General features: G+C 42.9%; 33 protein-coding genes. 3 read left to right on the forward strand and 30 right to left on the reverse strand.

From position 1 onward, the window contains the following. Positions 1-338 precede the first annotated feature (338 nt). The 27 genes from HMPREF1139_RS05185 to HMPREF1139_RS05305 form a co-directional block, all read right to left on the reverse strand. Positions 339-1,271 carry a phosphatidate cytidylyltransferase gene (locus tag HMPREF1139_RS05185; RefSeq protein ID WP_009650291.1) on the reverse strand — a complete coding sequence of 311 codons (933 nt, stop codon included), beginning with the start codon at positions 1,269-1,271 and terminating at the stop codon, positions 339-341. Beyond that, the gene (locus HMPREF1139_RS05190; protein ID WP_009650348.1) at positions 1,268-1,897 is read right to left on the reverse strand and encodes a lysophospholipid acyltransferase family protein; all 630 of its coding nucleotides are present in this window, start codon (positions 1,895-1,897) and stop codon (positions 1,268-1,270) included. The genes HMPREF1139_RS05185 and HMPREF1139_RS05190 overlap by 4 nt, the downstream gene beginning before the upstream one ends. A 20-nt stretch (positions 1,898-1,917) precedes the next feature. Then, complete coding sequence (locus HMPREF1139_RS05195; RefSeq protein ID WP_009650243.1) at positions 1,918-2,511, reverse strand: CDP-alcohol phosphatidyltransferase family protein; 594 nt, start codon at positions 2,509-2,511, stop codon at positions 1,918-1,920. 297 nt (positions 2,512-2,808) lie between these two features. Continuing rightward, the gene (locus HMPREF1139_RS05200) at positions 2,809-4,569 is read right to left on the reverse strand and encodes a hypothetical protein (RefSeq protein ID WP_009650061.1); all 1,761 of its coding nucleotides are present in this window, start codon (positions 4,567-4,569) and stop codon (positions 2,809-2,811) included. Beyond that, positions 4,566-5,216, reverse strand: a complete 651-nt coding sequence (locus tag HMPREF1139_RS05205; protein WP_009649946.1) for a hypothetical protein — start codon at positions 5,214-5,216, stop codon at positions 4,566-4,568. Before HMPREF1139_RS05205 ends, HMPREF1139_RS05200 begins: the two co-directional genes overlap by 4 nt. Continuing rightward, on the reverse strand, positions 5,206-5,472 hold the full coding sequence (locus HMPREF1139_RS05210; RefSeq protein ID WP_009650105.1) for a hypothetical protein: 267 nt from the start codon (positions 5,470-5,472) through the stop codon (positions 5,206-5,208). Before HMPREF1139_RS05210 ends, HMPREF1139_RS05205 begins: the two co-directional genes overlap by 11 nt. Beyond that, entirely contained in the window at positions 5,472-6,023 is a 552-nt protein-coding gene (locus HMPREF1139_RS05215; RefSeq protein ID WP_009649995.1) for a putative peptidoglycan-binding domain-containing protein, read from the reverse strand. The genes HMPREF1139_RS05210 and HMPREF1139_RS05215 overlap by 1 nt, the downstream gene beginning before the upstream one ends. Further along, complete coding sequence (locus tag HMPREF1139_RS05220) at positions 6,020-6,391, reverse strand: phage holin family protein (RefSeq protein WP_009650314.1); 372 nt, start codon at positions 6,389-6,391, stop codon at positions 6,020-6,022. The genes HMPREF1139_RS05215 and HMPREF1139_RS05220 overlap by 4 nt, the downstream gene beginning before the upstream one ends. Positions 6,392-6,496: 105 nt before the next feature. After that, entirely contained in the window at positions 6,497-6,724 is a 228-nt protein-coding gene (locus tag HMPREF1139_RS05225; RefSeq protein WP_009650201.1) for a hypothetical protein, read from the reverse strand. Continuing rightward, positions 6,721-7,104 (reverse strand): hypothetical protein, encoded by a 384-nt coding sequence (locus HMPREF1139_RS05230; protein ID WP_009650225.1) that lies wholly within the window; start codon positions 7,102-7,104, stop codon positions 6,721-6,723. Before HMPREF1139_RS05230 ends, HMPREF1139_RS05225 begins: the two co-directional genes overlap by 4 nt. A gap of 1 nt (position 7,105) precedes the next feature. Next, positions 7,106-7,516, reverse strand: coding sequence for a DUF1353 domain-containing protein (locus HMPREF1139_RS05235; protein ID WP_009650081.1), 411 nt, complete (start codon positions 7,514-7,516; stop codon positions 7,106-7,108). Then, positions 7,507-8,088, reverse strand: a complete 582-nt coding sequence (locus HMPREF1139_RS05240; RefSeq protein ID WP_009649998.1) for a DUF4376 domain-containing protein — start codon at positions 8,086-8,088, stop codon at positions 7,507-7,509. Before HMPREF1139_RS05240 ends, HMPREF1139_RS05235 begins: the two co-directional genes overlap by 10 nt. Before the next feature lie 65 nt (positions 8,089-8,153). Next, positions 8,154-8,555 carry a hypothetical protein gene (locus HMPREF1139_RS05245; protein ID WP_034966122.1) on the reverse strand — a complete coding sequence of 134 codons (402 nt, stop codon included), beginning with the start codon at positions 8,553-8,555 and terminating at the stop codon, positions 8,154-8,156. Next, the gene (locus HMPREF1139_RS05250; RefSeq protein WP_009650351.1) at positions 8,555-9,595 is read right to left on the reverse strand and encodes a collagen-like protein; all 1,041 of its coding nucleotides are present in this window, start codon (positions 9,593-9,595) and stop codon (positions 8,555-8,557) included. Before HMPREF1139_RS05250 ends, HMPREF1139_RS05245 begins: the two co-directional genes overlap by 1 nt. Continuing rightward, the gene (locus HMPREF1139_RS11715) at positions 9,579-9,728 is read right to left on the reverse strand and encodes a hypothetical protein (protein WP_009650205.1); all 150 of its coding nucleotides are present in this window, start codon (positions 9,726-9,728) and stop codon (positions 9,579-9,581) included. Before HMPREF1139_RS11715 ends, HMPREF1139_RS05250 begins: the two co-directional genes overlap by 17 nt. After that, complete coding sequence (locus tag HMPREF1139_RS05255) at positions 9,719-10,102, reverse strand: hypothetical protein (protein WP_009650096.1); 384 nt, start codon at positions 10,100-10,102, stop codon at positions 9,719-9,721. Before HMPREF1139_RS05255 ends, HMPREF1139_RS11715 begins: the two co-directional genes overlap by 10 nt. A 1-nt stretch (position 10,103) precedes the next feature. After that, on the reverse strand, positions 10,104-11,087 hold the full coding sequence (locus HMPREF1139_RS05260) for an SU10 major capsid protein (protein ID WP_009650285.1): 984 nt from the start codon (positions 11,085-11,087) through the stop codon (positions 10,104-10,106). Between the two features lie 156 nt (positions 11,088-11,243). Continuing rightward, positions 11,244-14,387 carry a hypothetical protein gene (locus HMPREF1139_RS05265; RefSeq protein ID WP_009650256.1) on the reverse strand — a complete coding sequence of 1,048 codons (3,144 nt, stop codon included), beginning with the start codon at positions 14,385-14,387 and terminating at the stop codon, positions 11,244-11,246. 9 nt (positions 14,388-14,396) lie between these two features. Further along, a complete protein-coding gene (locus tag HMPREF1139_RS05270; RefSeq protein ID WP_009650124.1) occupies positions 14,397-15,635 on the reverse strand; it encodes a hypothetical protein in 1,239 nt (412 codons plus the stop codon). Beyond that, the gene (locus HMPREF1139_RS05275; RefSeq protein WP_009650228.1) at positions 15,635-15,937 is read right to left on the reverse strand and encodes a hypothetical protein; all 303 of its coding nucleotides are present in this window, start codon (positions 15,935-15,937) and stop codon (positions 15,635-15,637) included. Before HMPREF1139_RS05275 ends, HMPREF1139_RS05270 begins: the two co-directional genes overlap by 1 nt. Position 15,938: 1 nt before the next feature. After that, positions 15,939-16,628 carry a hypothetical protein gene (locus tag HMPREF1139_RS05280; protein WP_009650139.1) on the reverse strand — a complete coding sequence of 230 codons (690 nt, stop codon included), beginning with the start codon at positions 16,626-16,628 and terminating at the stop codon, positions 15,939-15,941. Beyond that, positions 16,615-16,737 carry a hypothetical protein gene (locus HMPREF1139_RS11985; protein WP_009650028.1) on the reverse strand — a complete coding sequence of 41 codons (123 nt, stop codon included), beginning with the start codon at positions 16,735-16,737 and terminating at the stop codon, positions 16,615-16,617. Before HMPREF1139_RS11985 ends, HMPREF1139_RS05280 begins: the two co-directional genes overlap by 14 nt. Then, positions 16,727-18,391, reverse strand: a complete 1,665-nt coding sequence (locus tag HMPREF1139_RS05285) for a portal protein (protein WP_009650313.1) — start codon at positions 18,389-18,391, stop codon at positions 16,727-16,729. The genes HMPREF1139_RS11985 and HMPREF1139_RS05285 overlap by 11 nt, the downstream gene beginning before the upstream one ends. Positions 18,392-18,394: 3 nt before the next feature. Beyond that, a complete protein-coding gene (locus tag HMPREF1139_RS05290) occupies positions 18,395-18,751 on the reverse strand; it encodes a hypothetical protein (RefSeq protein ID WP_009650158.1) in 357 nt (118 codons plus the stop codon). Further along, positions 18,735-19,016 (reverse strand): hypothetical protein, encoded by a 282-nt coding sequence (locus HMPREF1139_RS05295; RefSeq protein ID WP_009650126.1) that lies wholly within the window; start codon positions 19,014-19,016, stop codon positions 18,735-18,737. The genes HMPREF1139_RS05290 and HMPREF1139_RS05295 overlap by 17 nt, the downstream gene beginning before the upstream one ends. Positions 19,017-19,039: 23 nt before the next feature. Next, positions 19,040-20,341, reverse strand: a complete 1,302-nt coding sequence (locus HMPREF1139_RS05300) for a phosphatase (protein WP_009650020.1) — start codon at positions 20,339-20,341, stop codon at positions 19,040-19,042. Beyond that, the gene (locus tag HMPREF1139_RS05305) at positions 20,334-20,810 is read right to left on the reverse strand and encodes a hypothetical protein (RefSeq protein ID WP_009650270.1); all 477 of its coding nucleotides are present in this window, start codon (positions 20,808-20,810) and stop codon (positions 20,334-20,336) included. The genes HMPREF1139_RS05300 and HMPREF1139_RS05305 overlap by 8 nt, the downstream gene beginning before the upstream one ends. A gap of 202 nt (positions 20,811-21,012) precedes the next feature. Here HMPREF1139_RS05305 and HMPREF1139_RS05310 point away from each other — a divergent pair, with 202 nt between their 5' ends. The 3 genes from HMPREF1139_RS05310 to HMPREF1139_RS05320 are packed head-to-tail and all read left to right on the forward strand — an operon-like array spanning position 21,013 to position 22,764. Next, a complete protein-coding gene (locus HMPREF1139_RS05310) occupies positions 21,013-22,194 on the forward strand; it encodes a hypothetical protein (protein ID WP_009650129.1) in 1,182 nt (393 codons plus the stop codon). Continuing rightward, positions 22,191-22,577, forward strand: coding sequence for a hypothetical protein (locus HMPREF1139_RS05315; protein ID WP_009650164.1), 387 nt, complete (start codon positions 22,191-22,193; stop codon positions 22,575-22,577). Before HMPREF1139_RS05310 ends, HMPREF1139_RS05315 begins: the two co-directional genes overlap by 4 nt. 1 nt (position 22,578) lies before the next feature. Then, complete coding sequence (locus HMPREF1139_RS05320; protein WP_009650338.1) at positions 22,579-22,764, forward strand: hypothetical protein; 186 nt, start codon at positions 22,579-22,581, stop codon at positions 22,762-22,764. A gap of 669 nt (positions 22,765-23,433) precedes the next feature. On the opposite strand, the gene HMPREF1139_RS05330 is transcribed toward HMPREF1139_RS05320, so the two are convergent. The 3 genes from HMPREF1139_RS05330 to HMPREF1139_RS05340 form a co-directional block, all read right to left on the reverse strand. Continuing rightward, the gene (locus tag HMPREF1139_RS05330) at positions 23,434-23,823 is read right to left on the reverse strand and encodes a VRR-NUC domain-containing protein (RefSeq protein ID WP_009650003.1); all 390 of its coding nucleotides are present in this window, start codon (positions 23,821-23,823) and stop codon (positions 23,434-23,436) included. Then, the gene (locus HMPREF1139_RS05335) at positions 23,820-24,032 is read right to left on the reverse strand and encodes a hypothetical protein (RefSeq protein WP_009649960.1); all 213 of its coding nucleotides are present in this window, start codon (positions 24,030-24,032) and stop codon (positions 23,820-23,822) included. Before HMPREF1139_RS05335 ends, HMPREF1139_RS05330 begins: the two co-directional genes overlap by 4 nt. Then, on the reverse strand, positions 24,029-24,950 hold a 922-nt coding region (locus HMPREF1139_RS05340), incomplete at its 5' end, for a DnaB-like helicase C-terminal domain-containing protein (protein WP_232209597.1). The genes HMPREF1139_RS05340 and HMPREF1139_RS05335, both read right to left, overlap by 4 nt.

Here is a 24,950-nt window from a genome sequence, read left to right on the forward strand (position 1 = left end):
TTTTCCTTTGATTTTATCCTAAATTTTGATCTCATAGCGCTAAATTTGCCTTCAATAAGCGCTTCTTAAATCTTATTACTACGGTAGCAACCTAGTGCAGACGCGAACAGCGTTTCAAGGAAATCTTTTTGCTTCGCCATGCTCGCAACTGCAAGCAGACCGCGGTCAGCTCTGCTTCCCTGTCCTCGTAGCGAAGTCTCGTTATGAGTGCGTAGCACGAAGTAAAAATCGGCGGCGATAAGCTCGCTAACAAGGTTTTTACAGGGATGCTGTTCGTATTCTCCTGCTTTGAAAGCTAAAAATCAATGAAATATTGTAACAAAGCCAAATTTTAAAATTCAGCACCAAAAATACCGAACTATATGAAAAAATATCGGCGCCGAAAAACAAAGCGAATCCATGCGATCTAGCATCCCTCCGTGTCCGCTGATGATGTCGCCCCAGTCCTTTACGCGCAGATCTCTTTTGATAGCTGACATCACAAGCCCGCCCAAAAATCCCATCAAACAGATAACTAGCCCGATGAAAAGCGCCTGCACTGCGCTAAATGGCGTGATAAAATGCAAGAACGATGCCAGCACGCTAGTGCTCAAGACGCCGCCTACAAAGCCGATTACCGTTTTTGAGGGGCTGATATTTGGAGCGATCTTGCGCTTGCCAAGTAGTTTGCCCCAAATATACTGAAGCACATCGCTACTTTGAACGATCAGTATCAAAAAGAGCATGAGTAGGACGTTTCTACCTTCAAAGCCCTTGATATCAAGTATCAAAAGCGCCGGGATATGAGAGATACAAAAGACGCATATCATGAGCGCCCACTGAATTTTAGTCGAACGCTCCAAAAAATACGCCGCATCGCCGCAAAGCGCCGACAGGATCGGTAAAAACAAAAAGCCATAAACCGGTATGAAGATCATCGCCATCGAGTACCAGTCCATGAAAATAAAGATGTATTGTAGCGGCAAAATGACGTAAAAGCAGGCGACAAGAGCTATATGATCGCCTCTGCGGATATAAACGAGAGATAAAAATTCCCTCAAAGCCGCAAATGAAACGATGAAAAAGAGCAATATAAGCGCATTTTTGCCCAAAAAGACAAAGGCAAATACCACAAGTATCATCACCCACCACGCATTTATGCGCGATACGAGATTATCGATCGTGGCGCTAGGAGCGGCTCTTTTTTTAAGCACGAAAGCCACGCTTGAAGCGATGATGAGCAAAACTACAAGCCACGAAAAAAGCGTGAAAATGCTCTCGCTTGTCGTCATCTGGCGTCCTTTTTGAGTGCTAAAAGCCTCGAAGCGGCGTCTTTTAGAAACTGCGCCCTGTCCTGCGCCTCGTAGCTAAATTCCTCTCCTACGCATAGCTCGCAAAGAAGCGGGATAGGCACGAAAAAGCCCTTTGGTAGGACGTTGTGCATATTGTTTATCCAGATAGGCACGAGCTTTACGCTAGGATTTTGCTTTGCTAGATGATAAAGACCGCTTTTAAAGGGCTGAAGCGGCAGATCGTCGTTCATTTTGCGCGTACCCTCGGGGAAAATGATGAGAGAGTGCGTCTTTAAAGCCTCGCTCATCTGTTCTATAAACGTAAGCGGATCGTATGAATTTCGCCCGATAAGCAGCATGTTAAAGACATTTTTAGCCAAAAACGGGCGGATCTTGCCCCTACTCCAATAATCAGCCCCCGCAACCGGGCGGATCTTTTTTCTAAGCGCATAAGGCATCGATACGAATAGTAGCAAAAAATCGCCGTGGCTAGTGTGGTTTGCATAGTAAATTTTAGGCGTGAAATCGGTCAAATTTTTTAAATTTTGAGGACGGATGCCGGTGATGAAAATGGTGATATTGCACAAGATGAAGTCTAAAATTTTACTCATCGCCTCTTTAAACATCGCCGCCTCCTATCGCCACCTTATTTTAGCCCCGATCTTACGCGGTTTATGCAAGTCATCACCAGCAAGATCGCGACCGCCAACAAACACCAGTTCATCCACTGTGGCAAATAGCCCAAAAATGCGTATATCGTGCCAAGAAGCCCAAATACAAAAGCCCTATCGCTTTTACCCATCGGTCCGTCGTAGCGTCTGGAATTTCCATGGATCTGCCCGAGCACTCCTGCAAATTCGCTTAGCCCAGCGAGCCAAACGATGATCAAAACGACGTATGTATCTAGCCCGGGCACAAATGCAAACGGCAGATAAAGCGCAGCATCCGAGATGACGTCGGTCAGTTCGTTTAGATAGCCGCCAAGCCTTGATTTTTGGTTAAATTCTCGCGCAAGCATGCCATCTATGGCGTTTAGTGCCATCCTTAAAAACATCCAGATCGGAAGCAAGATAAAAAGTGCTGAAATTTCACTGAAAGCATACAAAAATGAGCCGAGCAAAAGAGATAGCATGCAGGCAAAAATAGTGACTTGATTTGCCGTTATGTGTGCGTCAAAAAGACGCTTTGTCAATGGGCGAAGTAGGTTTTGAAATTTTGGTTTTAGCTCATAGATGCTCATACGACTCCAAAAAACGATGATAGTGGTATTATTCTATAAATTTTCTTGAAGATAGTTTAATTTTGATTTTAGCGCCGTTTAGTATCGCGCTAGTTCGAGTGGACGCCCAAACGATGAAGGCTAAATTTATTGTTTCGCGTAGATGAGATCAAATCTAGTGGCGGACAGAGAGGGATTTGAAAAATCAACTTTTACCCTGTATTATACGCTATTTTAAAAATATTAGTCAGCCAAAACATCAGCTAAAAGATAAGTTTTTTAAAAAAGTACATCAATTTTTTAAAGGATTATACCATTTTATCTTCGTCCGTTTTTGTTGCCTTGTCTTTCTCTTGATTTTTGTCCTCTACTTTTTTGACCAAGACCAGTTCTTTCGCTTGCGTGTGTTCGCCCGCCATTTTTATCCCTATTTAATCTGCCGTCTTTAGTGGTATAACCAAACCCATTACTGTGATCATTCCACCCCCTTGTTGTTTGCCCATAACTATCTTTGTGTGTGCCTTTTGCTGCCTCTGCCCTTTTAGCTTCAATAGCTGTTTTTTGTTTTGCGAGTTCAGCTGCTACTCTCATCGCTAACCCATAGTTTATTTTTGCCCCACCAAAGCCAACTAAGCCCATTGCTTCTACCATATTGCCTGCCGGGGTATTTGAAAAACTAAAATTGCCGTGTTTATCAACCGACACGCCCAGCCCCTCACGGCCACTCTTCATTATTGAAGCCAACTTTGTTGCCGTAGCAGCCCAAGCATCTGAGCCACTATATGTGTTTTCTGCTGTTGTGTTAGTGCTTGAGTAACCACTTTCTGACGCACCAGCTGGCGAAATATTAAACATATTTAGGTTAAAAGCTATGGCCTGATTTATATATGCGTTTGCTATTTGCTCTGCTGCGTTAAACACGCTATCCGTTAATTGTGTGCTAAATCCTAGATTTTCAAGTGTTGTGCGAGTGTTTATATTAAAATTTAGCCTACCTAAACTATCTAATTGTAAATTTGATGTCCAAGGTAGGTCAGATTTTATTTTTTTTAGGTGTGCCTCTGCAAATTTTTGTAAATTTTGCATAACTGGATCGAGCGGCGTAAGTGTTTTTTTGCCAGCTCTGCCGTGTAGTGCGTCGTTAAATGTTTGTTCCATTTTATATCCGTATAATTGTTTGCCCACCCTTACGCCAGTAAGCGTGCCGTTGTAGTCAGTTTGTGCTATCGTTACGTCAGGGATGCCAAACCACCCACTAAACGTATCTTGCATAAACTCACCAAAACTCATAGGGCGATCGTAAAAGGCTGTATTGCCAACGACTGCATTTAAGTCACCACCAAAACCAAAATGATTATCAAGGCCTACTGCCAACTCAAAAACCTCAGTCACAAGGGCGTTAATTAAACTAGCCGCAGCAGCTACCCCTATTGGTGATATTGTAGTGCCAAGTGCCGAAAGTGTGTTTTGTATAGCTAGCGAGGTCATTGTGCTTTTCATGTTTTGATACATTGCCTCAGCTACATTCACGGCGTTAAAACGCCCGTTTACGATGCCGTCATATAGCATGCCTGCTAAAGCTTGCCCTACAACTCCGCCATACATTCTGCCGATATTTTCAACCAAATTTTCAGCGTAGCTATCATTTCTCATTTCAGCTAAAAACTCTTTTAGCCCTGTATAGTCACCTCTTTGTAAATTTGCAAAGCCGTTTCCGTCTATCCTGCCAAAGCGATTATCTCTATTTGAGCTTTTAGGTTTTGAAAAAGTGATGTTTGTCGCAGCATTTACGCCGTCAATTAGCATGTTTAGGCTAGTATCATAATCAGGCTGATTTATGGCTATTATCATCGGCATTAGCACGTATTCGGCAAAGTCCTCATTTAGCCCAATTATTGCACCGCTTAGATTGCCGGCTTGTGCTATAAAAAAACTTCTCAGATCAGGGCTTGGCAGGTTAAAAGCAGAGTAGCCAAGACTACCTGCTTGATAAAAATCAAACTGACCACCAGCCATAAATTCATAGTCATCGCCAGTGTCAGAGTTTGTTAAATTTAGTATTTCGCTTAAGCCGATCATTTCTTTGTCATCGTGAAGTTTTTGTTTTCATCGATCGTTATATCGTTTTTAATTAGCGCATGCACCATATTGAACAAATACTTTGTCATATCAGACGGCACTACCATACCACCAGCTTGGTTTTCTGCTATGAAGTTGCCAAGCACTGACATTGACTTGATTATTCTATTGTCTATTACTTGTCTATCTACCGCTCGCTGTTGGCTTTCTGCTAGTGCTTGTTCTTTTGCAAGTTTTGCTATTTGGGCACGCAAGAGATTGTTTTGCTCTTTTAAATTTTCTAGCTTATCCGCTGCTTGTGCCTCTAGTTCATTATTTTTTAGTTTCGTATTTCTAGTTTGCTCTTTTATGCCCTCAATGTTTGCATCCATTGCGGCTGCTTGCTTTTCAAGGTTTTTGAGTGATAGCTCAAAGCTCAAATCTTGCTGTGTTAGCTCCAGCCCAGTTTGCATCGCCGTAATAGTAAATTGCGTTGTGATTAGTGGCAGCATTTGAGAAAGCACGTTTATCCTGTGTTGGTTTGGTATTTCGTATTTCTCAAAACAATCATCAAGATACTTTAGTGTTTCTTGATATGGCGTGTCTGCTCCGATGCTTAGTTTTAATAGCTCTTTCGTTCTTTCCAAATATGCGTTTTTAAAGTCCATTGTCTCTTCTCTCCAGTCTAGTTACTTTTATTTTTTGCAGATCAAGATCATTGCGTAGGTTGCTAACGGCACTTTTTAAGCCGTTTGTTTCTATCTGGCTAATTCTTGATGAAAAGCCATTTATCACGTTATTTAGATCGTTTGTAAAACTTTTTAGCGATCTAGTTTCGCTCTCTAGGTTATTAATTTTAGAAGTAATTGTTTGCAGTTGTGTTTTTATTTCGTCAATCTCTGCTCCAAAATTTCGTTCAGCCATTACACTCTCCTTGCTCTATTTTCCCAGCCTCGCTCATATATGCCAAGTCGTGGATTTTTTCTTATTAGGTTTCTATAATATGCTATTTCTGCCCTATCAAAATCAACATCGAAGGCTTGTTCGTTATAGTTGTTTAGAGCCCTTAGCGTTTCTTGCCCCATTATGCCGTCGCATTGTAGCCCCAGCATATCCTGAAGCACACGTACGGCACTTTTTGTGCCAACATTGACCGCAAAACAAAAAAGCTCATTTGTTTTTATTTGGCTATCTACGCTATCTAAATTTAGGGCGTCCCAATAATTGGTCTTATAAAAACTAGCCACTAAATTTACAAGCGCACTATCGTTATATAAAGCAACGCTAGCTTTTTTAAGATCGCCGTATGCGTTGATAGCTGTTTTTATTTGTTTCCACCCACCCCAGCTTGGATTTGCTACTTCGTAAATACCCATAAAAGTTAGCCCATTTTCTGTTGGGTTTTTATGTAGGGCATTTTCAGGACGGCTAAATTCTAAGCTCATTAAAAGATTAAAAGCTTGTGTGTAGTTCATTTTTCATCTCCTATATCGTCATAATCACGAGGTGGTCTTGGTGTATAGTCATAGTTGCTATCGCCAAAGTTATCTATCTTTTTGTCTATGGCTTTATCTATCATCGTAGTCACCCACTCTGCCCCTCGCCAAGCAAAAAAGCCGCCTATGGCAAGTGAAAACTTTGGTGCTTGCGTGAAATAAAGTGCAGCTTCATACGCCAGCCAGCAAACAAACATAGAGCTAAGCGTGCCTATCAGAGCATTAAGCGCCCTGTGCAGTCTGCTCCTGCCACCTTTGCCACCATTTGCCAAATTTAAAAGTCCGCCAAAGACGCCTACTATGATGACCCAAAAATAAAAACCTATCTCCTCTATCAAGCTGTCCACTTCCCCCGCCTTTACATCGTGACGAGCATCATCACGATTATTGAAAGTATTATCTCTACGATCGCTTTTTTGCTTAGCCAAAATTTCCTAGCTTTGATGACTAGCTCACTCATCTATACACCTTTTTAATAGAATTTCCACCTGACGATAATAAACCGCCAAAGCTCTTGCGCTTTGCAGATCCTTTTTGTCAAATTTCGGTTTTTCAGGCATCTTTGCTTGGCACCTGACCGGGATATATACATCTTGATATTGTATGCGAGTGATTACTTCAGGTTTGGCCGCACAACCTATGAAAAACATAGCTAAGAGCAAAAATACTAAAATTTTCATCTGCCAAGCTCCTCGAATAAGCTTTCATAATACGCCAGCTTCTGTTCGCACCTTGTGTCTTTGACCGGCACTTTGATTTTTTGAAATTTAGTTATCACGCGCTCTTTGACTTCTTGCTCGTCTGGGGGTTTGATCTGCATGTTTTTGATACGTTCGTTCTGCAGATCGATTTTTGAGTTGCACTCATTGAGATTTGACACTGAAATTTGCAGGTTCGCTTCTTTGATAACAAGTTGTGTGTTCGCCTCTTTGAGTTCGGTCTTTGCTTGTTCTATATCGCTTTTTAATTTCCAAATTTCAACACCAAAAGACGTAAGCACTCCAAGAAGTGCGGCGATGATGACTAGCCAAATTTTGTTACCAATCAAAAAATTCAACATCTCATGCTCCATATCTAAATTTATGATAGATCCTACAAGCTGTATAAAATATCCATACTTTAAGCTTGCTGCAGCCAAGTTCGCTCATCATCTCTTTTAGATATTTATCAGCTATTTTATACCTAGCGCCTATTGTTATATCCTGCCAAGGTTTAGGCAGATTGAAAAAGAATATTTCCTCTGCTTCTGTGAAGTTAGTAGGGTCAGCTAATTTGCAAAGCCAGTCATGCACCAAGGTCGCCGAAAGATATTCAGGTGAATTTGGTGGGAATATGCTCCAAAAGATACGAGGCACATTTGCTCCATTTGTCTTAAAGCCTATTGGTACGATGATGTCTTTATATTGATACTCCTGCACCAGTTCGAATTTATCCTTTGAAAAAGGTTTTAATATCGGTCGTCTTATTTCCATTTGATAGCCTCCAGCTCGCTCACATTTTTTGCATTGCTTATCGCGTTTTCATACTGCCATTTGATAGCGTGAAGCTGTATACCTCTAGTCTCTATGGCTAGTTTGATTTTTTTGAGTTGTTCTAAATTTAGCTTTTTCATACTATTGTCATACATACGAAAATCTATCTCGTTTAGGCCGTTCGCCTCTACGTAGTTTATGAGAGCTTCGGCGTTTAGCAAATAGTTATAGCCTGTATCTATTTCGCCCACTCCCTCGACCTTGATATGATTTTTCTCGAGTGTGTTTTCGATATAGTTTTTTAGCTCATCTTGTTTGATCTTTTTAGCTCTATCAAGATCGATGTCTTTTATTTCATAACTTATCTCATAAGCCTGTTTTGTTTCTTTGATGACTTCCTTGACCTCTTGCATCTGCGTTACGTTGCTTGGATATTCTGCTTGTTTGATAGGCTTAAAGCCATTTCTTAGTAGCTCATCAGGACTTAGGAACTCTACGTAAAATGTTCCTTTTTCATTTTGGATGTAAGAGACGTTTTCTATTTGTTTTGCTAAGGTGTTATATAGTTGCATTGTTTCCTCCTTTTTAAATTTCTGCCATAAAGTCCTTAGTTATGTGCTTTGGAAATAAAACTTCATTATTCTTGCTCCTTACACTGATAGGTTATGTGTATCGAATAAGACTTTGAAGCGCTAGTTGTCCCTGTGCCTACCCAGATAGTATCAATTATGCTAGTATCCTCTAGTGATTTGTTCCGACCCTGAAGTCCATAACTTGTAGGGTTAGCAGGCATGCCAAGCGTTACAGGTAAAGTTTTTTTCTTAAAAGGAGAGGTAGCAGTATTGTTCTTATAGGAAGTACTTAATGTTACTGAAACAAGCTCTATATCCTTTTGCGTTGCTGGAAACGTTGAAGGAGTTATTGAAAATGTTTTAAAATTAGGGATAGTCCTAGAAATCATAGCTTCCCCAGAAGCTAACAAAATCGTCTTTGTTTTTAATACCCATTCACTACCCCCACTCATCATCAAGCTTTTCATCAGGCTCTCCCCATGATGATATTCTCACCATCAAGGACAAAGTAAGAAAATGTCTCATTAGCTGTCAATGAGCTTGGCACATTCCTAAACTTTATCTTGGCATCGTAGCCTGTGATGTTCGTAGCATTGGTAACTCTTATGATGCCTACTTGGCCTACTTGAGGATTATTTAGCACAAGGGCTGCCTTTGCATTCATATCAAGTAGGAAGTTATCGCCTTGAGACAGGTCTATACTAGTGCCTGTAACTGATGTGATTTTAGAGGTGTTCGCATGATTTCGTTGGTAAAATTCATCAGGTAGCGATCCGCCTAGTTTTTTACTATCCTCAGCATTAGGGTTTGGATCTCCCTTGTCTCCCTTTGGTCCTTGAACTCCTTGTATTCCTTGCGGACCTCTTTCTCCTGCGTCACCCTTTGCTCCAGGCACTCCTTGAAGTCCTTGAGGTCCTATAGCACCGGCAGGCCCGGTTTCTCCACGTTCGCCTTTTGGGCCTTGAGCTCCTTGCTCTCCGGCAGGTCCTCTTTCTCCTTGTAATCCCTGCGGACCAGTATCGCCTTTCTCGCCTTTTCCGAATGCGATAGGAGCCGACCAGTCGCCACTAGTATCTGAAATTTTGAAATAAAGTAGTCCTTTGCTCATATCTAAAAAGCTGAACCCCTTTTCTTTGCCGGCGTATTTGGCTAGATCGCTTGATACACCTACGGTATTCACTGCAAAGCTATCGCCTCTGTCGCCTTTTTGCCCGCTCTCGCCTTTATCTCCCTTTGGTCCCACAGGCCCGCGCTCTCCTTGCTCGCCCTTTTCGCCTCGATCACCTTTGGCTTCGACTTTACTCAAAAGCTCACTTTTTAAGGCGTCGAGGTTATTTACGAATTTATCGAAGGTGTCGTATTTGGTGTCGAAGGCTGATTTTATACCCTTTAATTCCTCTAAATTTAGCCTCGTTATCGCTGCTTCGAGCTCTTTTAAATTTTCGAGCAATACTTTTAAGGCTTCAAGCTTTTCAGCCCCCATTTTCAACTCATAAAGATTTGTCATGATACCCGCTCTTTTCTATCGTTTGTTTGACTTGCTTAAACTTTTGCGTCAGCTCTTTGAAAAGCTTAAGCAAATCGATTTTTGAAATTTCTTTGGCGTTTTTCAGCGCTTCGTTAAATCCCTCTAAATCCACTCTTTTTCTCTCCCGTCGTTTGCATTGTATTGAGCTATGAGTTCTATCGCCAAGTCCCTATAAAATGGATCTTTATTCAGTAAAAATATCACTTCGTTTATGACGGCATATGTCAAAGTCTCATCTATCATCAAATGTTCGTTCTTGTCTGAAAAATTTGGTTTATCTGGATAGCATATAAAAAAGCCGTTTTCGATATTACGATATACTTTTTCACTATCTGCCTCACCCCTGATTAGCTCGCTTGGCACACATTTAGAGGCGACATATAGCATCGCCTCTAAAAATAACTCGCTTAAAATTTCGTTTTCAGGTAGCTTTAGTCCGGATTTGGACTTTAACTCTAAAATTTCCTTAGCGCGCGTGCAAAGCATCTTATGCCTTTAATCCTACGCCGATCGCAAATGCAGCAGGGTTGCGAATTTCTAGGCAACACTCGGTGTAGTAGCGTTTTTGTTTTGCTGTTTTTGACGTCGGTACATCTTCGATCTCAGTCGGCAAAAATAGCCCATTTTTAGCAAACTCGAAGTCGCCCGCAATGAGTGTATCGGCAAGGCCATATTTTGCACTTAGGAAGCGGTGCATCCTAAAATTTACCTTGCCAAAGTCGGTATCAAGGCTCACCACTCTTGAATTTATAGCCTTTTCATTGCCAAATTGACGAGTAGCGAGCTTGTTTATCGCCGGTTTTAGCGCCGCGCCTATGAAAACATCCTTTGGCGTCGCACCGCTGTCCCAGATTTGCTGCAAAATTTGACTTAGCACGCTCTCTGTTAGAGGTGTGGTCGCTCCTTTCCAGTCTCCTGACGCGTCGAAAGCCAGCACATTACCGCATTTGCCGCCAGTAAATGCGCTCGCCCCATTTGCCACGTAGTAAAAGATGCCTGCCATCTCGGAAGCTGTCGTATCTGTCCTTGGGGTCGCAGCCTTAAAGACGCTCTTTTTAGCGTCAGCGTCTCTACCTAGGCCAAAGAGTGCGTATTCGATGTCTAGCTTATGCTCTTTGGCTTTTTTGGTGATCTCGTTCTCAAGCTCCTTTCCGCCGTAAGTTTGTGCTGTTTGCATAGTCTTTGACACGCTCACTTCAGTTGTGAAAATTTGAGTGTCGTTGTCAAGCTGCTTTTTCGTGCTTTTGCCCGCACCGCTAAAATCGCTGATCTCGATTTGGGCGTTTTTCTTTGGTTCGCCGATAGTATCGGTTATCCAGCTGTGCTTGATGCTTTTTACTTTGCTCGTGCCAATGAGACTTAACATAGGGGTTTCGTCCGCACCGATCAAGATGATCTTGTCATAGACTGATGGGACTAGTCCGACGCGTTTGGTTGCCGGGGCTTGAAAGCCCGTTGAAGTTATAGCCATTGTTTCCCTTTTTGTTGAAATTTATGGCTATGTTATGAGAAAGGGGACTGCAAAAAATAGGTGTTTTTTGCAGTATTTGGGGAAATTTTGATTATTTGTATGAAATTTTAAAAAGTAGAGTATAAAGAAGTGGCGAGCAAGCCTCGCCTTGAAAGATTACTTGGTTTTTAGTTTATTGAGTTCTCCTAGTATCTGCATTTTGCGCGCAAGCGTTGTTTTATCGTCATAAAATTCACTCTTTAGCTTTTTTACTTTTTTCGTTTTTAGTAGAGGGCTTTTGTTTTGCGGGAATAAGCGAATAAATTCTTTTTCAAGATCCGTTAGCTCTGCTTCCAAATCATTTGAATTTTTAGCGTTTTGTGGTATAATGGTGTTATTGCTAGCAGATGAATACGCCTTACCAGCGGAATTAGCGTCCTGCTTCGGCGCAATGTTATCGGTAGCGCGCGAAGGTGCAGGGAGCGTGGATGTCCCCGCCATCTGCTTGCTTACTCTTTCCATTCTAGCCAAGTCCCTTTCTCTAACTTTTGTTGCATGCAAGACCTCTCCATCATCTTTTTTGACCACCATCTTACCTATTTTCCCATCTTTCAGCCGTTTTATGACCAGCCCAGCATCAAGCCTATAATTATTATAAAAATATGTAGGATGCTCTTTTATTTCTCTGACCAGTCTAAAAACATCACTGGGCTTTTCAAACATTTCAGGATGCTTGCTTGCCAAATACTCCAAATCGGCTGAAATTTCATCAGTCGTAAGCTTTGCTAGGTCTCTGACGTTTGGTGCAATACTGGTTTTTATGTTGTAGTCAGTTTTTCTCACTCCGCCGTCTCTCATTATAAAGTTATCACCTTTGCTTGCCTCTTTTAAAGTTTTTCCCAAATCTTTTCTAAAATTTTCCAGTGTCTTTATTTCTTGCTCTGGAGCGTTCATACTCTTTAATTTTTTGATGTAGTCATCCATACTCCCACCAAGTTTGATATTTTTGGCGGCCTCTTTCAAGTGATACTCAAGCGCTGCGTCATTGCCGATGATTGGCATATATTTTAGGGCTATTTGTCTTGCGGTATTTATCCACTGCGTCTTTGCCGCACCCTCAGCTGTAGTAGCTATGCCTTTCGTAAATACCGTAGGCTTTATAAATTTCTCGTCAAGCTTTGATAATATACCGGCTACATTTCCGCGAGCTTTTGAAAGCTGGTCGATATGTTTTGCGATCGCTTTGGCTTTATCGGTTGTAAAATTTATTTTTGATAGGTTTTCGGCTAGATCGCGTGAGTTTAGAATTTCTTTTATATCAAAGGTCCCGGTCTTTGCTATCGAGCCGTCAAAAGCTTGCTTTATCAGTGCAAGTTCGAATTTTTCCGCCTCTTTTGGGCTAAGGCGTTTTGCAAAGTCATCATAAATTTTGCCTTGAGAGTTGTTGGCTCTCGAAAAGTTATCTATAACGTTATCAATCGAGCTATTATTGTTCGTCATAGCTTCAAAAAACGGATTTTTCTCAAAGCCTTTCATCGCTTTATAGTCGCCTAGATGTTCTTTAAGGTATGCTCTTGCCCCCTCGTCGCCCAATAAATCATCCATAGCTTGCTCTAAAATTTGCTTACCTTTTATGAAATTTGTCTTAGTAAAATATGAATTTTTATCAGAATTTAAAACCTCATTTAGTTGGTTATTGTAGTTGGCTCTTAGTTCGTTTAAATCTCTTACGTCGAGCTTTCTGCCCTTTAGGCTATCAAACCCGTCTAGCACAGCTTTTATTTTTGGATTTGAACGATCAAACATATTTACGCTTTGACTAAATTCATCTTTCATCTGCTTTATTGCATCATCGCTTAACTTGATCGTTTGTCCGTCTTTAAAATTCGCCAACTCGTCTATAGCCTTGCCAAAATTATTTTTAGTGTCTTGGTAGTATTTTTCTATAACCTCTTTGGGATCGGTAGCTTTTATTTCATCACCTAAAATTTGTCTCAAGTTATCGACATCTTGCTGCGCTAGCTTGATAATGTTTCTTGCGCCTGACCCGGTTTTATCTCCTTGCAATGCAGCCACAACTCTATTTTCTAAATTTGGATTACCAAGCGCTATATCAAGCGCCTCTTTCCTTTTTGCGTCAAGTCCTTTAGTGTTTGATAGGGCGTTTGAAATATTGTCTAAATTTAGCTTCTTTGCAGCACTTGCCGAAAGATCTTTGGCTTTATTTATGATAGGATTTAAAATTTGTAGGTCGGTCATATTGCCGCCATCTATATCATATCCTCCTACTTCTTTCGCGTTTTGTATAAATTTATCTGTCTCGTCACCTGCCAATGCACGGGCCGATTTCATAGCCCCTTGCATATTTGCAGTAGGCACATCCGTCAAAGTTTGCCCGGCTAGATCAAGCGCCTTACTGGTAATGGAGTGATCTTTTAGCCATTTTGCCACACCTAGCGTAGGTTTAGCGAGCTTCGCTCCGTTAGCAAGAGCAAGACCTAAAGTCAGGTCGTCATTGCTTGCATTCACTCCTCTTTGTATATAGTCGCTCGCACTTAAATCAGCACCTAGGTTGTCGGCGGCACGCTTAACGTCCATCACCCTACCAAGTCCTGAAGCTGCACCCGTCGCTCCTAATGTAGTAACGGCTTTACCGGCTAAATTTAAGCCTCTAAATTGTGGTAAATTCGAAAGTAGCATAACTGCACCGGCAGGAACGCCCATCTCGTTTAGGCTGGTGCTGAAGCTATCAATGATACCCGGTTCATCGATAGGGATAAATTTATCTCCTTTTTTGACTACTTTTTTGCCGTTCACCTCACCATAATCATCATAGCCGTTTTTTAAAGCCCAGCTTCTCATAAGAGTGTCTGCGCTATCGTTTATACGCTTTGTTCTACTCTCATCACCAAATATTTTATTTATCAGCGTCGTATCATCGGCTACATGCTGCGCTTTTGAAAGCTGCTTTGTTAAATTTTGACGCTCTAGTTCCTCGCCGGTCGCCCCGCTATTTGCTTGATAGTCGAAAAGCCCGCCGATCTCCTTTTTTACGGCATCATAAATTTTATCTTTCGCCGCTATACCTTTTTGTGCCCCGGCAAAAGGATTTATGGCATCGATGACATCGCCTAACCCAACGGGGCTAGTATCTTTTTGCTTTCCCGTATCTTGGGCTACTTTTGGCGCTGACGGTGCGCTAGAGGCTTGCTGCGGAGCAGCATCTGGTATCTCGTATTGCGTCGCGCCTTGCGGTATATCTATCCACTCATTATTTATTTGAATTTGTCTTGCCCCTCTTGGTATATCTATCCATGCCATTTTGTATCCTTATCTGAAATTTATTATCATGCCGTTGCTGGCTTTTTGTTGGGTTACGTTTTGATTTGTGTTTGTAGCATTGTTATCTACCCCTTTTGGCACAAAACCGCTATTTTGCGGGGTTTGGTTGTTTTGTGCCTGTCTTAGTCGTCTGCCGCTTGCGTCAAATGCCCTGAATTTATTATCAAAATACCCGTTTTCAAAGATATTTTTATAGGTCGGTGCTAGACTTTCCTCGAGTTCTGACGTGTCTATCCCGCTATCTCTTAAGGTCTGAATTTTAGTAGTCAAAATATTTAAGAGATTATTCATCGTAGCGTCATTATTTGTCCTGTATCCACTATCAGACCACGCATTAGGGTCGGGCAGCGCTCGCAAAAGGTCGTAATACTGCATATTTGAAATTTTCCCGCTTCCCAGCATATCTTTGGCTTGCTGCTGCGCCATTCTCAGTGTATCTTTGAAAAATTGAGTATCGGGATCTTGGACTCCAAAGAAATTTGCTACCCCGTGCGTAGCGTTTTGTAACGCTCCCTGCTCTCCGCCCGTAAATCTAGTCTTTGCCCCAGTCAAAAGCTCGCTTAGTGCGATAAGTGACGTGATGGAATTTCGCTCCGCTTGCGTAGGCTGCTTTTTCTTTATTGAAATTTCGCCCGTCATAGGATTTACGCCTCTATCTTTTAGCGCTTGATATACATTCCCGTTCGGAGTATTCACCCCTAGTAGTGCTTTTTTATAGGCGAGTTGTGCCTCTTGTGGTAAATTTTGTAGTTCCTGCGGCAAGGTTATGCCAAGGGCGTTAAGTGCCATGTCTGTTTGTAGGGCGCTATCGTTTAGCTTTGCCGCATCCGTTTTTTGCTGATATGCAAATTTATCACGATTTAGCCCAAAATTAGCCGCCGCTGTATTTGCATTCATCCTGCTAGTGTCAGCGTTAAAGCCCAAAATCTTGTCTTGATTCCCCCAGTGATTTATTTGTGCATTGTTGAAAATTTTCTTTTGATCTAATTCGTCTGCCCTTTGTTTCTCGCTTGCGTAATGGCTTCTTGCGATCTCGGCCAAATTGGCTACAGCTTGTGCTTCACTCGCCAAATTTGACCTATTCGTCTCATCAAGTTTCGCCTGTGTTTGATTTTTCCTAACGTTATCTTGATAAATATCCCAAAGCGAGCGGCCTATATTGCCGACCGCTCCTATTGTCATCGTGCTAGGGTTGAAATCTACCCTTTGAGGATTGTAGTATGCCATTAGTAGCCGTCCTCATCGTCTTTTCTTTTATAGAAAGAACTATTTGCCCAAGCGTTTGCTAAATTTTGATTTGCTTGTTTTTGCCTATCTATCTCACGTTGTGAAAGCATTTTGTTAAAATCATAGGCGTCTTTTTGCAAATTAAATTGTTTTTTCGCCATTTTTTCTTGCTGATAGCCACCGTAAAGACTGCCCGCTATGCCAGCTGCCATAAGCCAGTTTGGCGTTCCGCTTCTGTCGCTTCCGCCAAGCCAACCTAGCGTATTGTTGCCAAAATTTTTAAGCCCATCCCAAAAATTCATCTTAAAATCCTTTCAAAAGTTCCGCGCCTATCTCAAGATCGCTCACGCTTTCGCCTTTTTTGAGCCTATCAAAGGCACTCACTTCGTTTTTTCCACCACCATTGCCGACTATCGCGTCAGGCTCACTTTGCGGCGCAGCCTTATTTATCATTGCCATCGCCACGAGCTTCCAGCCGTTGTAATTTTCGCCTAGAAAATCCAGCGCTCCGTTTGCCTCGGCAAATTTGCCAAGCTCCTCGGGTTTTATGGTTGGAAATTCTTTCTCAAATTGCGTGATATTTTGATTGAAAACCGCTTGTCTCCTCGCCTGCTCTTGCGCCTCAGCCTGTTTTGCTGCGATCTCGTTAATCTGCGCTTGCATTTGCGAGAGCCCAAGCTGTTCGAGCATTTGTTGTTGTTCCAGTGAAACGTTTGCGGGTATTGTGGGTTGTCCGCCCTGACTTGCGTCGTTTGGCGCTTGTTTGGCTGCCTCTGCAGCTTTCATCGCTTCCACCATTGCTTTTGCCATAGCGTCGGGACTGAATTTTGCTCCCTCGTCCGCTTTCGCTCCTGCACCCTCTTTTGTGTCTGCTTGCACGGCTTGCTCTCCTGCACCTTGTGCGGTATTTGCCTCTTGATCGCCCTGTGCCTCGCTCGCCTGCTCTCCTGCTAGCTCACCTACTAGCGACTCTATTGCCTCATTTTCTGTCATCGTCTGTCTCCTTATAGTTTTTTATGAATTCCAAAATTTCATCAAGCATTTCGACCCTATCGATAGCGCGAAGCCTTTGCTCGTCGCTTTGCGATTTGTCAAACGCCACCGCCGAATTCTCCGCCGCTAATATAAGCAGGTGCTTCATCAGCCCCATAAACGCCTGCTGGGACATTACCCCCGCTAGCTCCTTGTTGCTCCCCAGTGCCTGCGCCAAAGACTGCGCCGACTGCTGTGTTATTATCGATGAGAGCATTTAATGTCTCCTTTCCCTCGTCTCCTAGAAATTCATTTACGTTTTTGATACCGTAAAGTGGCAAAATTTGACGTATGATCTTTTCGTTTGCCTGCACTATCCTTGCCGCGCCTTGGATGTCTTGGATCTGCATACATAGCCCAAATTGCGCGTTTAGGGCTGCACTTGCTTGCATCAGTCCGTCTTTTTGCACCTCTTTGTTTAGCGCACCTATTCCGGTATTTAGCGCCACCTTGAAGCTTGGCACTTCATCACGCGAATACCCCGCAAAAAGCTCGCTCGCGCCATATTTCCATACGAGCATAGCTAGACGCTCGAAAAGCGGCTCGATAAAGGTCTCGTTGTATGCACGCACATAGCCTTGAACCCTGACGCTACCCTCGTTTGCCATTATCGAAGCCATCGTCGCCGTCTCTTTTCTTGGCGTGGTCGCTCCGTTTTGTTGAGGGCTCACTCCGCTTGCTTCGCTCATCTCGTTGTCTATGAGGGAAATATTGATCTGTGCGCTACCGATATTTGGCGGCGGCACGAAAGTTATTTGTGCCGGGTTTTGCGTAAATACGGGCTTGCCTATCGTCTCAAGATCGGTCCTTGAGATGTTCGCGGAAAGAGGCGCTACTATTTTTGGCTTGAGGTGCATATTCATCGCGTCAATGAGCGAATTCCTTGCAAAATTCATCTCCTCTTGTAGCGGCAATATACTAGCCAGCGGCGGCTCACCATAGGCGCAGACGAAATTTTGCTCGCTAAAGTCTCGCACCTGCGGCACCATATAGCCCAAAATGAACGGGCAGCCGTCTTTTAGCTCTACTTTATCGCGCAAGAGCACATTATCGGCGATCGTGCTTAGATACCATTTATCGTTCTCGCACTCATAGACGTCGTAAATTTCGAGCCTATCGTATCTACGCTCTTTTGCCTCGTCGCTACTGATCAGCTCATTTGTCGCCTCTTTGTCGTATATTTTCTGCTTCGCTAAATTTCGCAGATCCTCATAACTAAGGCTGATACGATTGACATAGTAGCGTATATCGTCGTGGTCTTTCGCCTCCGGGTCGAAAAATATATCGTCAAGCTCCACCTCCTCGATCACGGGTAGTCCTTTTCGCCAAAATACCTTTGCCACACTTGTGCCAAGAAACGGGATTTTTTGAAACATCGGCATCATGACCTTGTATAGGCGCACGATCGTCGTATAGTGATTGAGCGCCTCTTGCCACTTCTCTATCACGTCAGCCGAGCTGTTGATGTATGTTTCAAGCTTTGCAAATTCGTCGCTGTTGAAATACGTTTCGCTCAAAGCGTCCGTGATACGTTTTGCCTTTGCGTTGATTTTCGGTATGAAAAGGTTTGCCTTGCCGCGCTCTTTGAGGCTTTGGGCCTTGTCCTCGTCAAGAGCGAGCAAATACGCGGCATTGAGCTTGTCAAAGTCGCCCTTGTAGTGCTCGAAACCGCGTTTGGCCTTTTGTATCAGATCGCTCAAAAAGGCTGTTCTGTCTGAGTTCATATCCTATCCTCTGATGGCGGCTAGAAATTCAAAGCTTTCTTTGAATTTTGTGTCATCTACTGCGTTGATAGCTGTCAGTGCTTCTACGCTCATCACGCCGTTTTGTTCTATTCCGGCGATCTCTTGAGCCGTTTTGATAGCCTCACGAAAGCCAAATTTTAGGGCGAATTCATACAAGATTTCGCCCTTTTGCCCCAGCTCGTCGCCACGGATGAATACCCAAATTTCAGTTTTTGGCTGCTTCGGGGTAGTTGGCTCGCTAGTTGTAGTCTCTTGCTCCTCGTTCTTTGGCGCTTCGTTTGCGCTGTCTATCACAGCGTCTTTCGCCTCTTGGACCTCTTGATTAGCTCTCTTTGCCATTTTTTATCTCCTTTTTCAGATTGAAATATGTTCTTTTGCTTACGCCGGTTAGCTCCAGCACCCTTTTCGTGCCTATGCCTCTAGCTATCATCTCGCGCGCCAGCTCGCTTCTATATTTTTTTGACGGGAAGCTCTTTAGCCCGCCTACTAGCTGACATATCACGCCCGCCATCGTGAGTGTCAGGCTCTCATCGTCTAGTTTCGCTACGTCACGGATCAGTGCGGGGTCGATATTCCCCAAAAGATACTCAAACTGCCACTGCAAAATCTACCCCTTTTTTGCATTTTCTACCAAAAATCACCGTCATATCTTTGCCTTTTTTCTTCTGTCCGTCTCGCGCTCATCACATCATCGAAAAACGTCAGCGCCAAGGCGTCGGCGTAGTCAGGGCTCGTGCCGTATTCTTTTTTGAGTTCGTCTTTTGGCAGTATCAGGTATCTTTCTTTGCGGTCGTATTGAAATTCGATCATCTGAAGTTGCTTTTTGAGCTTTTCGTGTGCGTTCATCGTCAGCAGATGAAATTTCTCTTTGAGCGCAAAATACATCTCCGCGCGCTTGTTCGCAAATTTCGCCTCGTTCGTAGCTTTGTAGCTTGCTTTTGCCTCTCTGCAAATTTGCCCCAGCCCGAATTCACACAGCCTGTCAAATGTGCCTGCGCCCACTCCCACGCTATCGATGAATATCGCCTCGGGTTTTTTCTCGCTCATTTCGTATCTACGGTATATCTCGCGGGCAAGCTCAGTAGTGCTGGCGATACGAAAGCCCTCGAGATTTTCCACGTGATAGCCATCTCGCACGCAAAGCACGCTCTCATCGTCGCCGTCTCTTGCCACGTCCAGCCCCCAAATTTGCACGGCATTTGGCTCATACGCCCGGACTTTGCCAAAAGCCGCCTCTATCTGCGAAAGCGGGAAAAGCGCATTCGTCGTAGTGTCTAGGAATTCGCCGTATATCTCTTGTTTTACGACATCGCTATCCACGCCGCCAAGCTCTGCGATGAGTTCGTCTATCTCCTCTTTTCGCAAAAGAGGGTTTTCAAAGCTTGAAATTTGAAAATTCACCCAGTCTTTTTCGTTCCTCATACCACGGCTTGCCAAGTCAAAAAATCGATTTTTGCCTTTTGGTACTCCGCCGATGAAAGCCCTTGAATTTGGATAGTCTAGCAACATTGGGCGGATCGCATTGTCCCAAAGATATGAATTTTTGAGGATTATGCCCGCCTCGTTGAGGATCACTACGTCATACCCAAAGCCCTCGATATTCTCGGGGCGTTCAGCCGAGCGCATATCCAGGTATCCCTCGCCTACCGTCAGTTTTTTGTCCTGCGCGTGAAATTTCCACATTTCGCTAGGCAGCTGTTTGAGCTCGGGCACGAAATACCTTTCAAAATAGCGCTGCAGGTTTGCCGTAACCGTATCGACCCATAGTATCTTTTTGCCCTCAATGAGCCACTCGATGCACGCGTTTGCCATACCTTTCGTGAAACCACTCCTGCGCCCCTTTTCTATGGTCGTGAATTTGGCTTTGTTTTTGAAAAAGACCTCACGCTGCCAATCAGTATATTTGAGCCGCAAATTCACTTCACTCATCGATGAGCCCCTTTCTTTCTATCACGATTTTTGTTTGTTCTACATTTTGTTGCGCGTTCGTGTTGTGGATGATCGTTTCAGGCGATTTGCCTAGCACGGTTTCTTTGTTTCTCGCCGTGATACGACTGTGTGCGTCGATGTCAGCCAAGTCGTCCGCAAACTCCAAAAGCTCGTCGGCTTTCTTTTGATTTGCTAGAGCTCTGTTTTGAAAATAGATGAGATGTTTTGTCGCAGTATCGACCGCTTCTCTCACGCTGGAAACTTCTTGGAAACTTTGCCCCGCCAAATCCGTTTCTATCGCAATGAGAGTGGCAACTTTTTCTTTGTTTTTTGGCTCGAGCCCTTTTGTCATTTTCATCACGGTCGTATGGCTGACATCATATTTTTTGCCAAGCTCTCTGATCGTATATTTGCCTGTATGAAAATCCGCCAGAATTTTCTCTTTTGTCTCCTCTGTCAGCTTTGCCACGTGCACCTTTCCTTTTTTTCGTGCATTCTATACCATATTTTTGAAAAGACCCCGACATCTAAGATTTTTTTAAGGTTGAGAGATATGTGTTTTTGATATTTTGTGCCTTTTTGGTCTTTTTTTGTTCCTATTAGGTCTTTTTTAAGCAGTGATTAAGCTAATAAGACGTATAATGCTCTTATCAAAACAAAAGGGGCATAAGATGAAATTTGAAAAACTCAATACCTACTATCAAGAGATGATAAAGGGTGATACCGAAGTAGAGGCGCTAAAACTATACGGTTCTGATAGAAACGGCTATGCCGTGTATATCAACAATCAAAAAAGAGAACTTACTGCCGATGAAGTAGCGGCGTTGAGCTTTGGTCGCGGTAAATCAAAGTTCATTTTTTGCAAAAATGGCGAACTCGTCAAGCTTGGTGAAATTAGCGAAGCTAGTGTATTTGAAGGTGGACTAAAAGAGCTATTAGGTATCACGAAAGAAAATTTGACAGAACTTGGATTTGCCACAGATTTTGAATTTGCGGAGTTCAAAAAAACTTCCGTAAATTTTAAAAAAGTCGAAAGATGCCTAAAAGAATTCGGTGGAAAAATAGAAAACCTTGAAAATATGATCGAGTATTTTCTCATACTCGAATTCAAAAAACAAGGCGATCCATTTCTAAAAGAATTTGATAGCGATGAGCTCGGCAAATTCATAGACCAGCCAAAGGAGACACAAATGAAAAATACTGATGAGCTTGTCAAACAAGCCCAAGAAATAACCACAAGAGACGATCGTGACATAGCAGAGGTCTATCACGAGCTCAGCGGTGCGGAATTTGTAGAGTATTCAGATGAGCTTTTGCAAAAGCTCGAAAAGGCAGGCTACAAGCTATTTATGAAGCCAGAGGCTGACAACAGCTTGATTTGGCTCAGTGTGGATGGCAAGGAAAAAGAAAAAGCATTGCCATATCAACGTGTAGCCCACATATTCACGAGAGCAAACATCATCATCAAGGATATGTTCGCTTTCTCAAAGGCTTTCATCAAGGCAAACTATCCAGATGCGGATGTGAGCTGGTTTGAAAATATGGAGAAAAGGGAGCAAGCTGTGCAAGAGCTCAAAGCGCGCTTTGGCATACTTGACATCAAAGAGACAAACGGCGGTTTCGATGATGAAAGAGGGCTTGCCGAATTCATTCTGACAAATGTCCCAAACATCAAACCAAACGAGGACAGCGTGCCATTTGGAGACAAGCACGCCATACTCACCAGCCACCGCTTCGGTGAGGACGCGCACGCGGAGCTCTACATCACAAAAGAGCCGATGACGCGCGAAGTGATCAAAGAATACAAAAAGCTGGTCAATGAGACCAGTGAAAATTTAAGGAGCAACCAATGAAAAGCATAGAAACATACAAAGACCTAGAATTCACAAACCCAAAGGAGCACTCTGTGGATGAAAACGGCAGGTATCTAGTCCGCTTCTACTCGCACGAGCGTGGCAGATGGTGCTATGTCAATGCAGGCACAGAAGTAGAATGGTGGGAAACAACAGAATTTGCGCCACCAAAAAGAAAGCACAAAAAGGCTATCATTGATGAAACCAACAGCGAGAAATACTACGTCGCTGAAACGATAGAGGCCGAAAACCCAACATCAAATAAAAGCATATCTCACTACCTCAAAACAACAGACGGCAGGCTTTTGGCAACGCAAGTTTGTGGCTGGGACTGCTATTTTTCCCTTTATCCAGATGAGCTCGAAAACGAAAGGATAGACTAGAATGACCTTGAAAGAAGTCGGTGAGCTTACGGGCATCCCCTATGCCACACTGCGAAAATGGAGCAGGAGCAAGGGCGATTACCGCAAAAAATTAGTTAAATTTCTATGCGAGAGTGATCGCTCGCAGCTTATTAAATATTTTGGGGGTAAAAATGAAACGAGACAAAACGATACTGGCGGCGTATAGGCGTCAAATAACCCTAAACACAAAAGTCGTCAAATCAAAGAAACGATTTGACCGAAACAAATTTAAAAAGGAGCTTAAAAACTTAAGTTATCTTTAATGTGGGGGGGGTATAATTCGTCTTAAATTTAGATATTGGTTCCATTGTGGGATTTGAAATTATCTATTTAAAGTTTAGCAAGTTTTTTAAATTTATCCTTGTAGGATTTGAAATTGTTATTTAAATTATTTTAATTTCAAAGCTTGCTAAATTTATCCCTTTGGGATTTGTAACTTGTTTTTATAGTAGGCAATTTTTAAATTTACCCTTTTAGGATTTGAAATTTATTTTTTAATTTGCCTAGATCCCTTTGGGAATAAAGAGGGCCTATAGTGTCCTCTTTTCTTCATGCAAATACCTCTTTTCGCAAGCTCTTTTCCTGCTCTCGGTCATTCGCTCCTGTAGAATTTTTCTTAATTTTTCGATCGGGGTTTGATAAATTTTGATAAGCTCTTGGCGATACTTTTCTACTCGGTTTTGTCTTAAATTTTGAGAAATTGTGTTTCTACAATAACTACTCCCAAAAAAACATATCAAAAATGCTATTTCAGCCAAATAATAATCGTCTCGCCTATTTTCCCATCCCGGACATAGTTCATCTAGCACATCATAGAAAAGGGCATGCGCGTTCATCACCTCACCCCTTGCTCTTTGATAAAATCTATCGCCTCACCAGAACCGTAACACACTTTGGCTTTGGCGTAGTCGAACATATTGAGGATTTCTATCCACTCCTCTTGCTCGGCGCTAACCTTGCTGAGTGATTTTTTGGCCCGCTTCATCTCAATAAAAAGCGTCTTGCTTGGTAAAAATACCATCAGATCAGGAAATCCTGCATAAGTGCCAAGAGCCTTGAGCTTCTTTTTGTATTGCACGCTTGCCATACGTTCGTTTGCTACATGGATATGCGGTATTTTTTTGACTTTGAGCCAAGATACGACCGCCATTTGCTCGGCTTCCTCGTATGGTATCTTGCCGGTAGCTTTCATATACGCCAATGTGTTTTCGTAGCGGGGGATCATAGCAACCTGCCTTGTCTAGCCTCGCTATGAGCTTTTTTGATCTGCTCGTTCGCCTTGGCTAAAATTTGAGGTATCTTGCTGAATTCGTTTTCTTTGATGATTTGCGTATCGCCCACTTGATTGCGCTCGTCCGTGAAAATTTTGAGCGTGAATTCATACCCAAAATTATCGGCTTCCAGTAGTATAAATTTTGCTAGTTTTGGGGTCATTCTCTAAACTCCACGGCCGAGATTGCACCATAATCGTTTTTCTTGTAAAAATCAGGTATGTTTATCTTAAACGTCCTCTCGCCTATCCTGTCTTTTGCCATCACGAGCTCCCTTTTTACGACCTCTTGCCTGTCGTTTAGCGTAGCGCTTAAGTAAATTATCATGTCACTGTCATAGACTTGATCGCCCGAGCCTTTTAGGGCTTGACGTCCGGCCTTAAGATCGGCTTCGCTTATTTGATTTATCAAGATTATTACTATGCCAAGCGTTCGTGTGAGTTCGCTTAGCTTGCTTGAAATTTCGTTATTTTTCTCATATTCGCTTAGCTTTGAATTCGATACTCTTAGCTTCATGCGGCTATCTATGGCAAAGACCATCACGCCCGCTTGGCTGAGCTTTCTTATGCGCTCGCACACTACGTCGATATTCGGGTTATCTTGGATGATGGTCATGTTTTTCAGTATCTCAAGCGGAGCAAATTTAAACTTTCTTATCAAGACCTTTTCATACATTTCATAACTGAAAAAGGCTACCTTGTGAGACTTCGCAAGCCCCTTTAAAAGCTCGATCGTAAAAGTGGTCTTGCCTGCGTAGCTAGCTCCTGCTATGTTTATGAAGCTGCCTTGCGCTAAGCCTCTGTAATAAAGCTCGCCGTCCAGCCAATCAAGCCCGGTAGGAAAATATACCAGTTCGTCGCTAGCTTCCACGCGCTTTACGAATTCGCCCATAGTCTCAAATTTTTCATCCGCTCTTGTGCTTTTTAAGTCTCTTAGCGTCTCGTCGATCGTGGCTCTTTTATCTTCGAGGTAAATTATGAATTCATCTACGCTATTGAAATTTTCAGGGTTTATGTCTCTCATACCGCCAACCTCTTGCATGCGTTTTGCATTTTGATCTCGGAGATGAGTTCTCTTTTTA

Origin of the sequence: Campylobacter sp. FOBRC14 (assembly GCF_000287855.1) — a bacterium.
Classification (GTDB): domain Bacteria; phylum Campylobacterota; class Campylobacteria; order Campylobacterales; family Campylobacteraceae; genus Campylobacter_A; species Campylobacter_A curvus.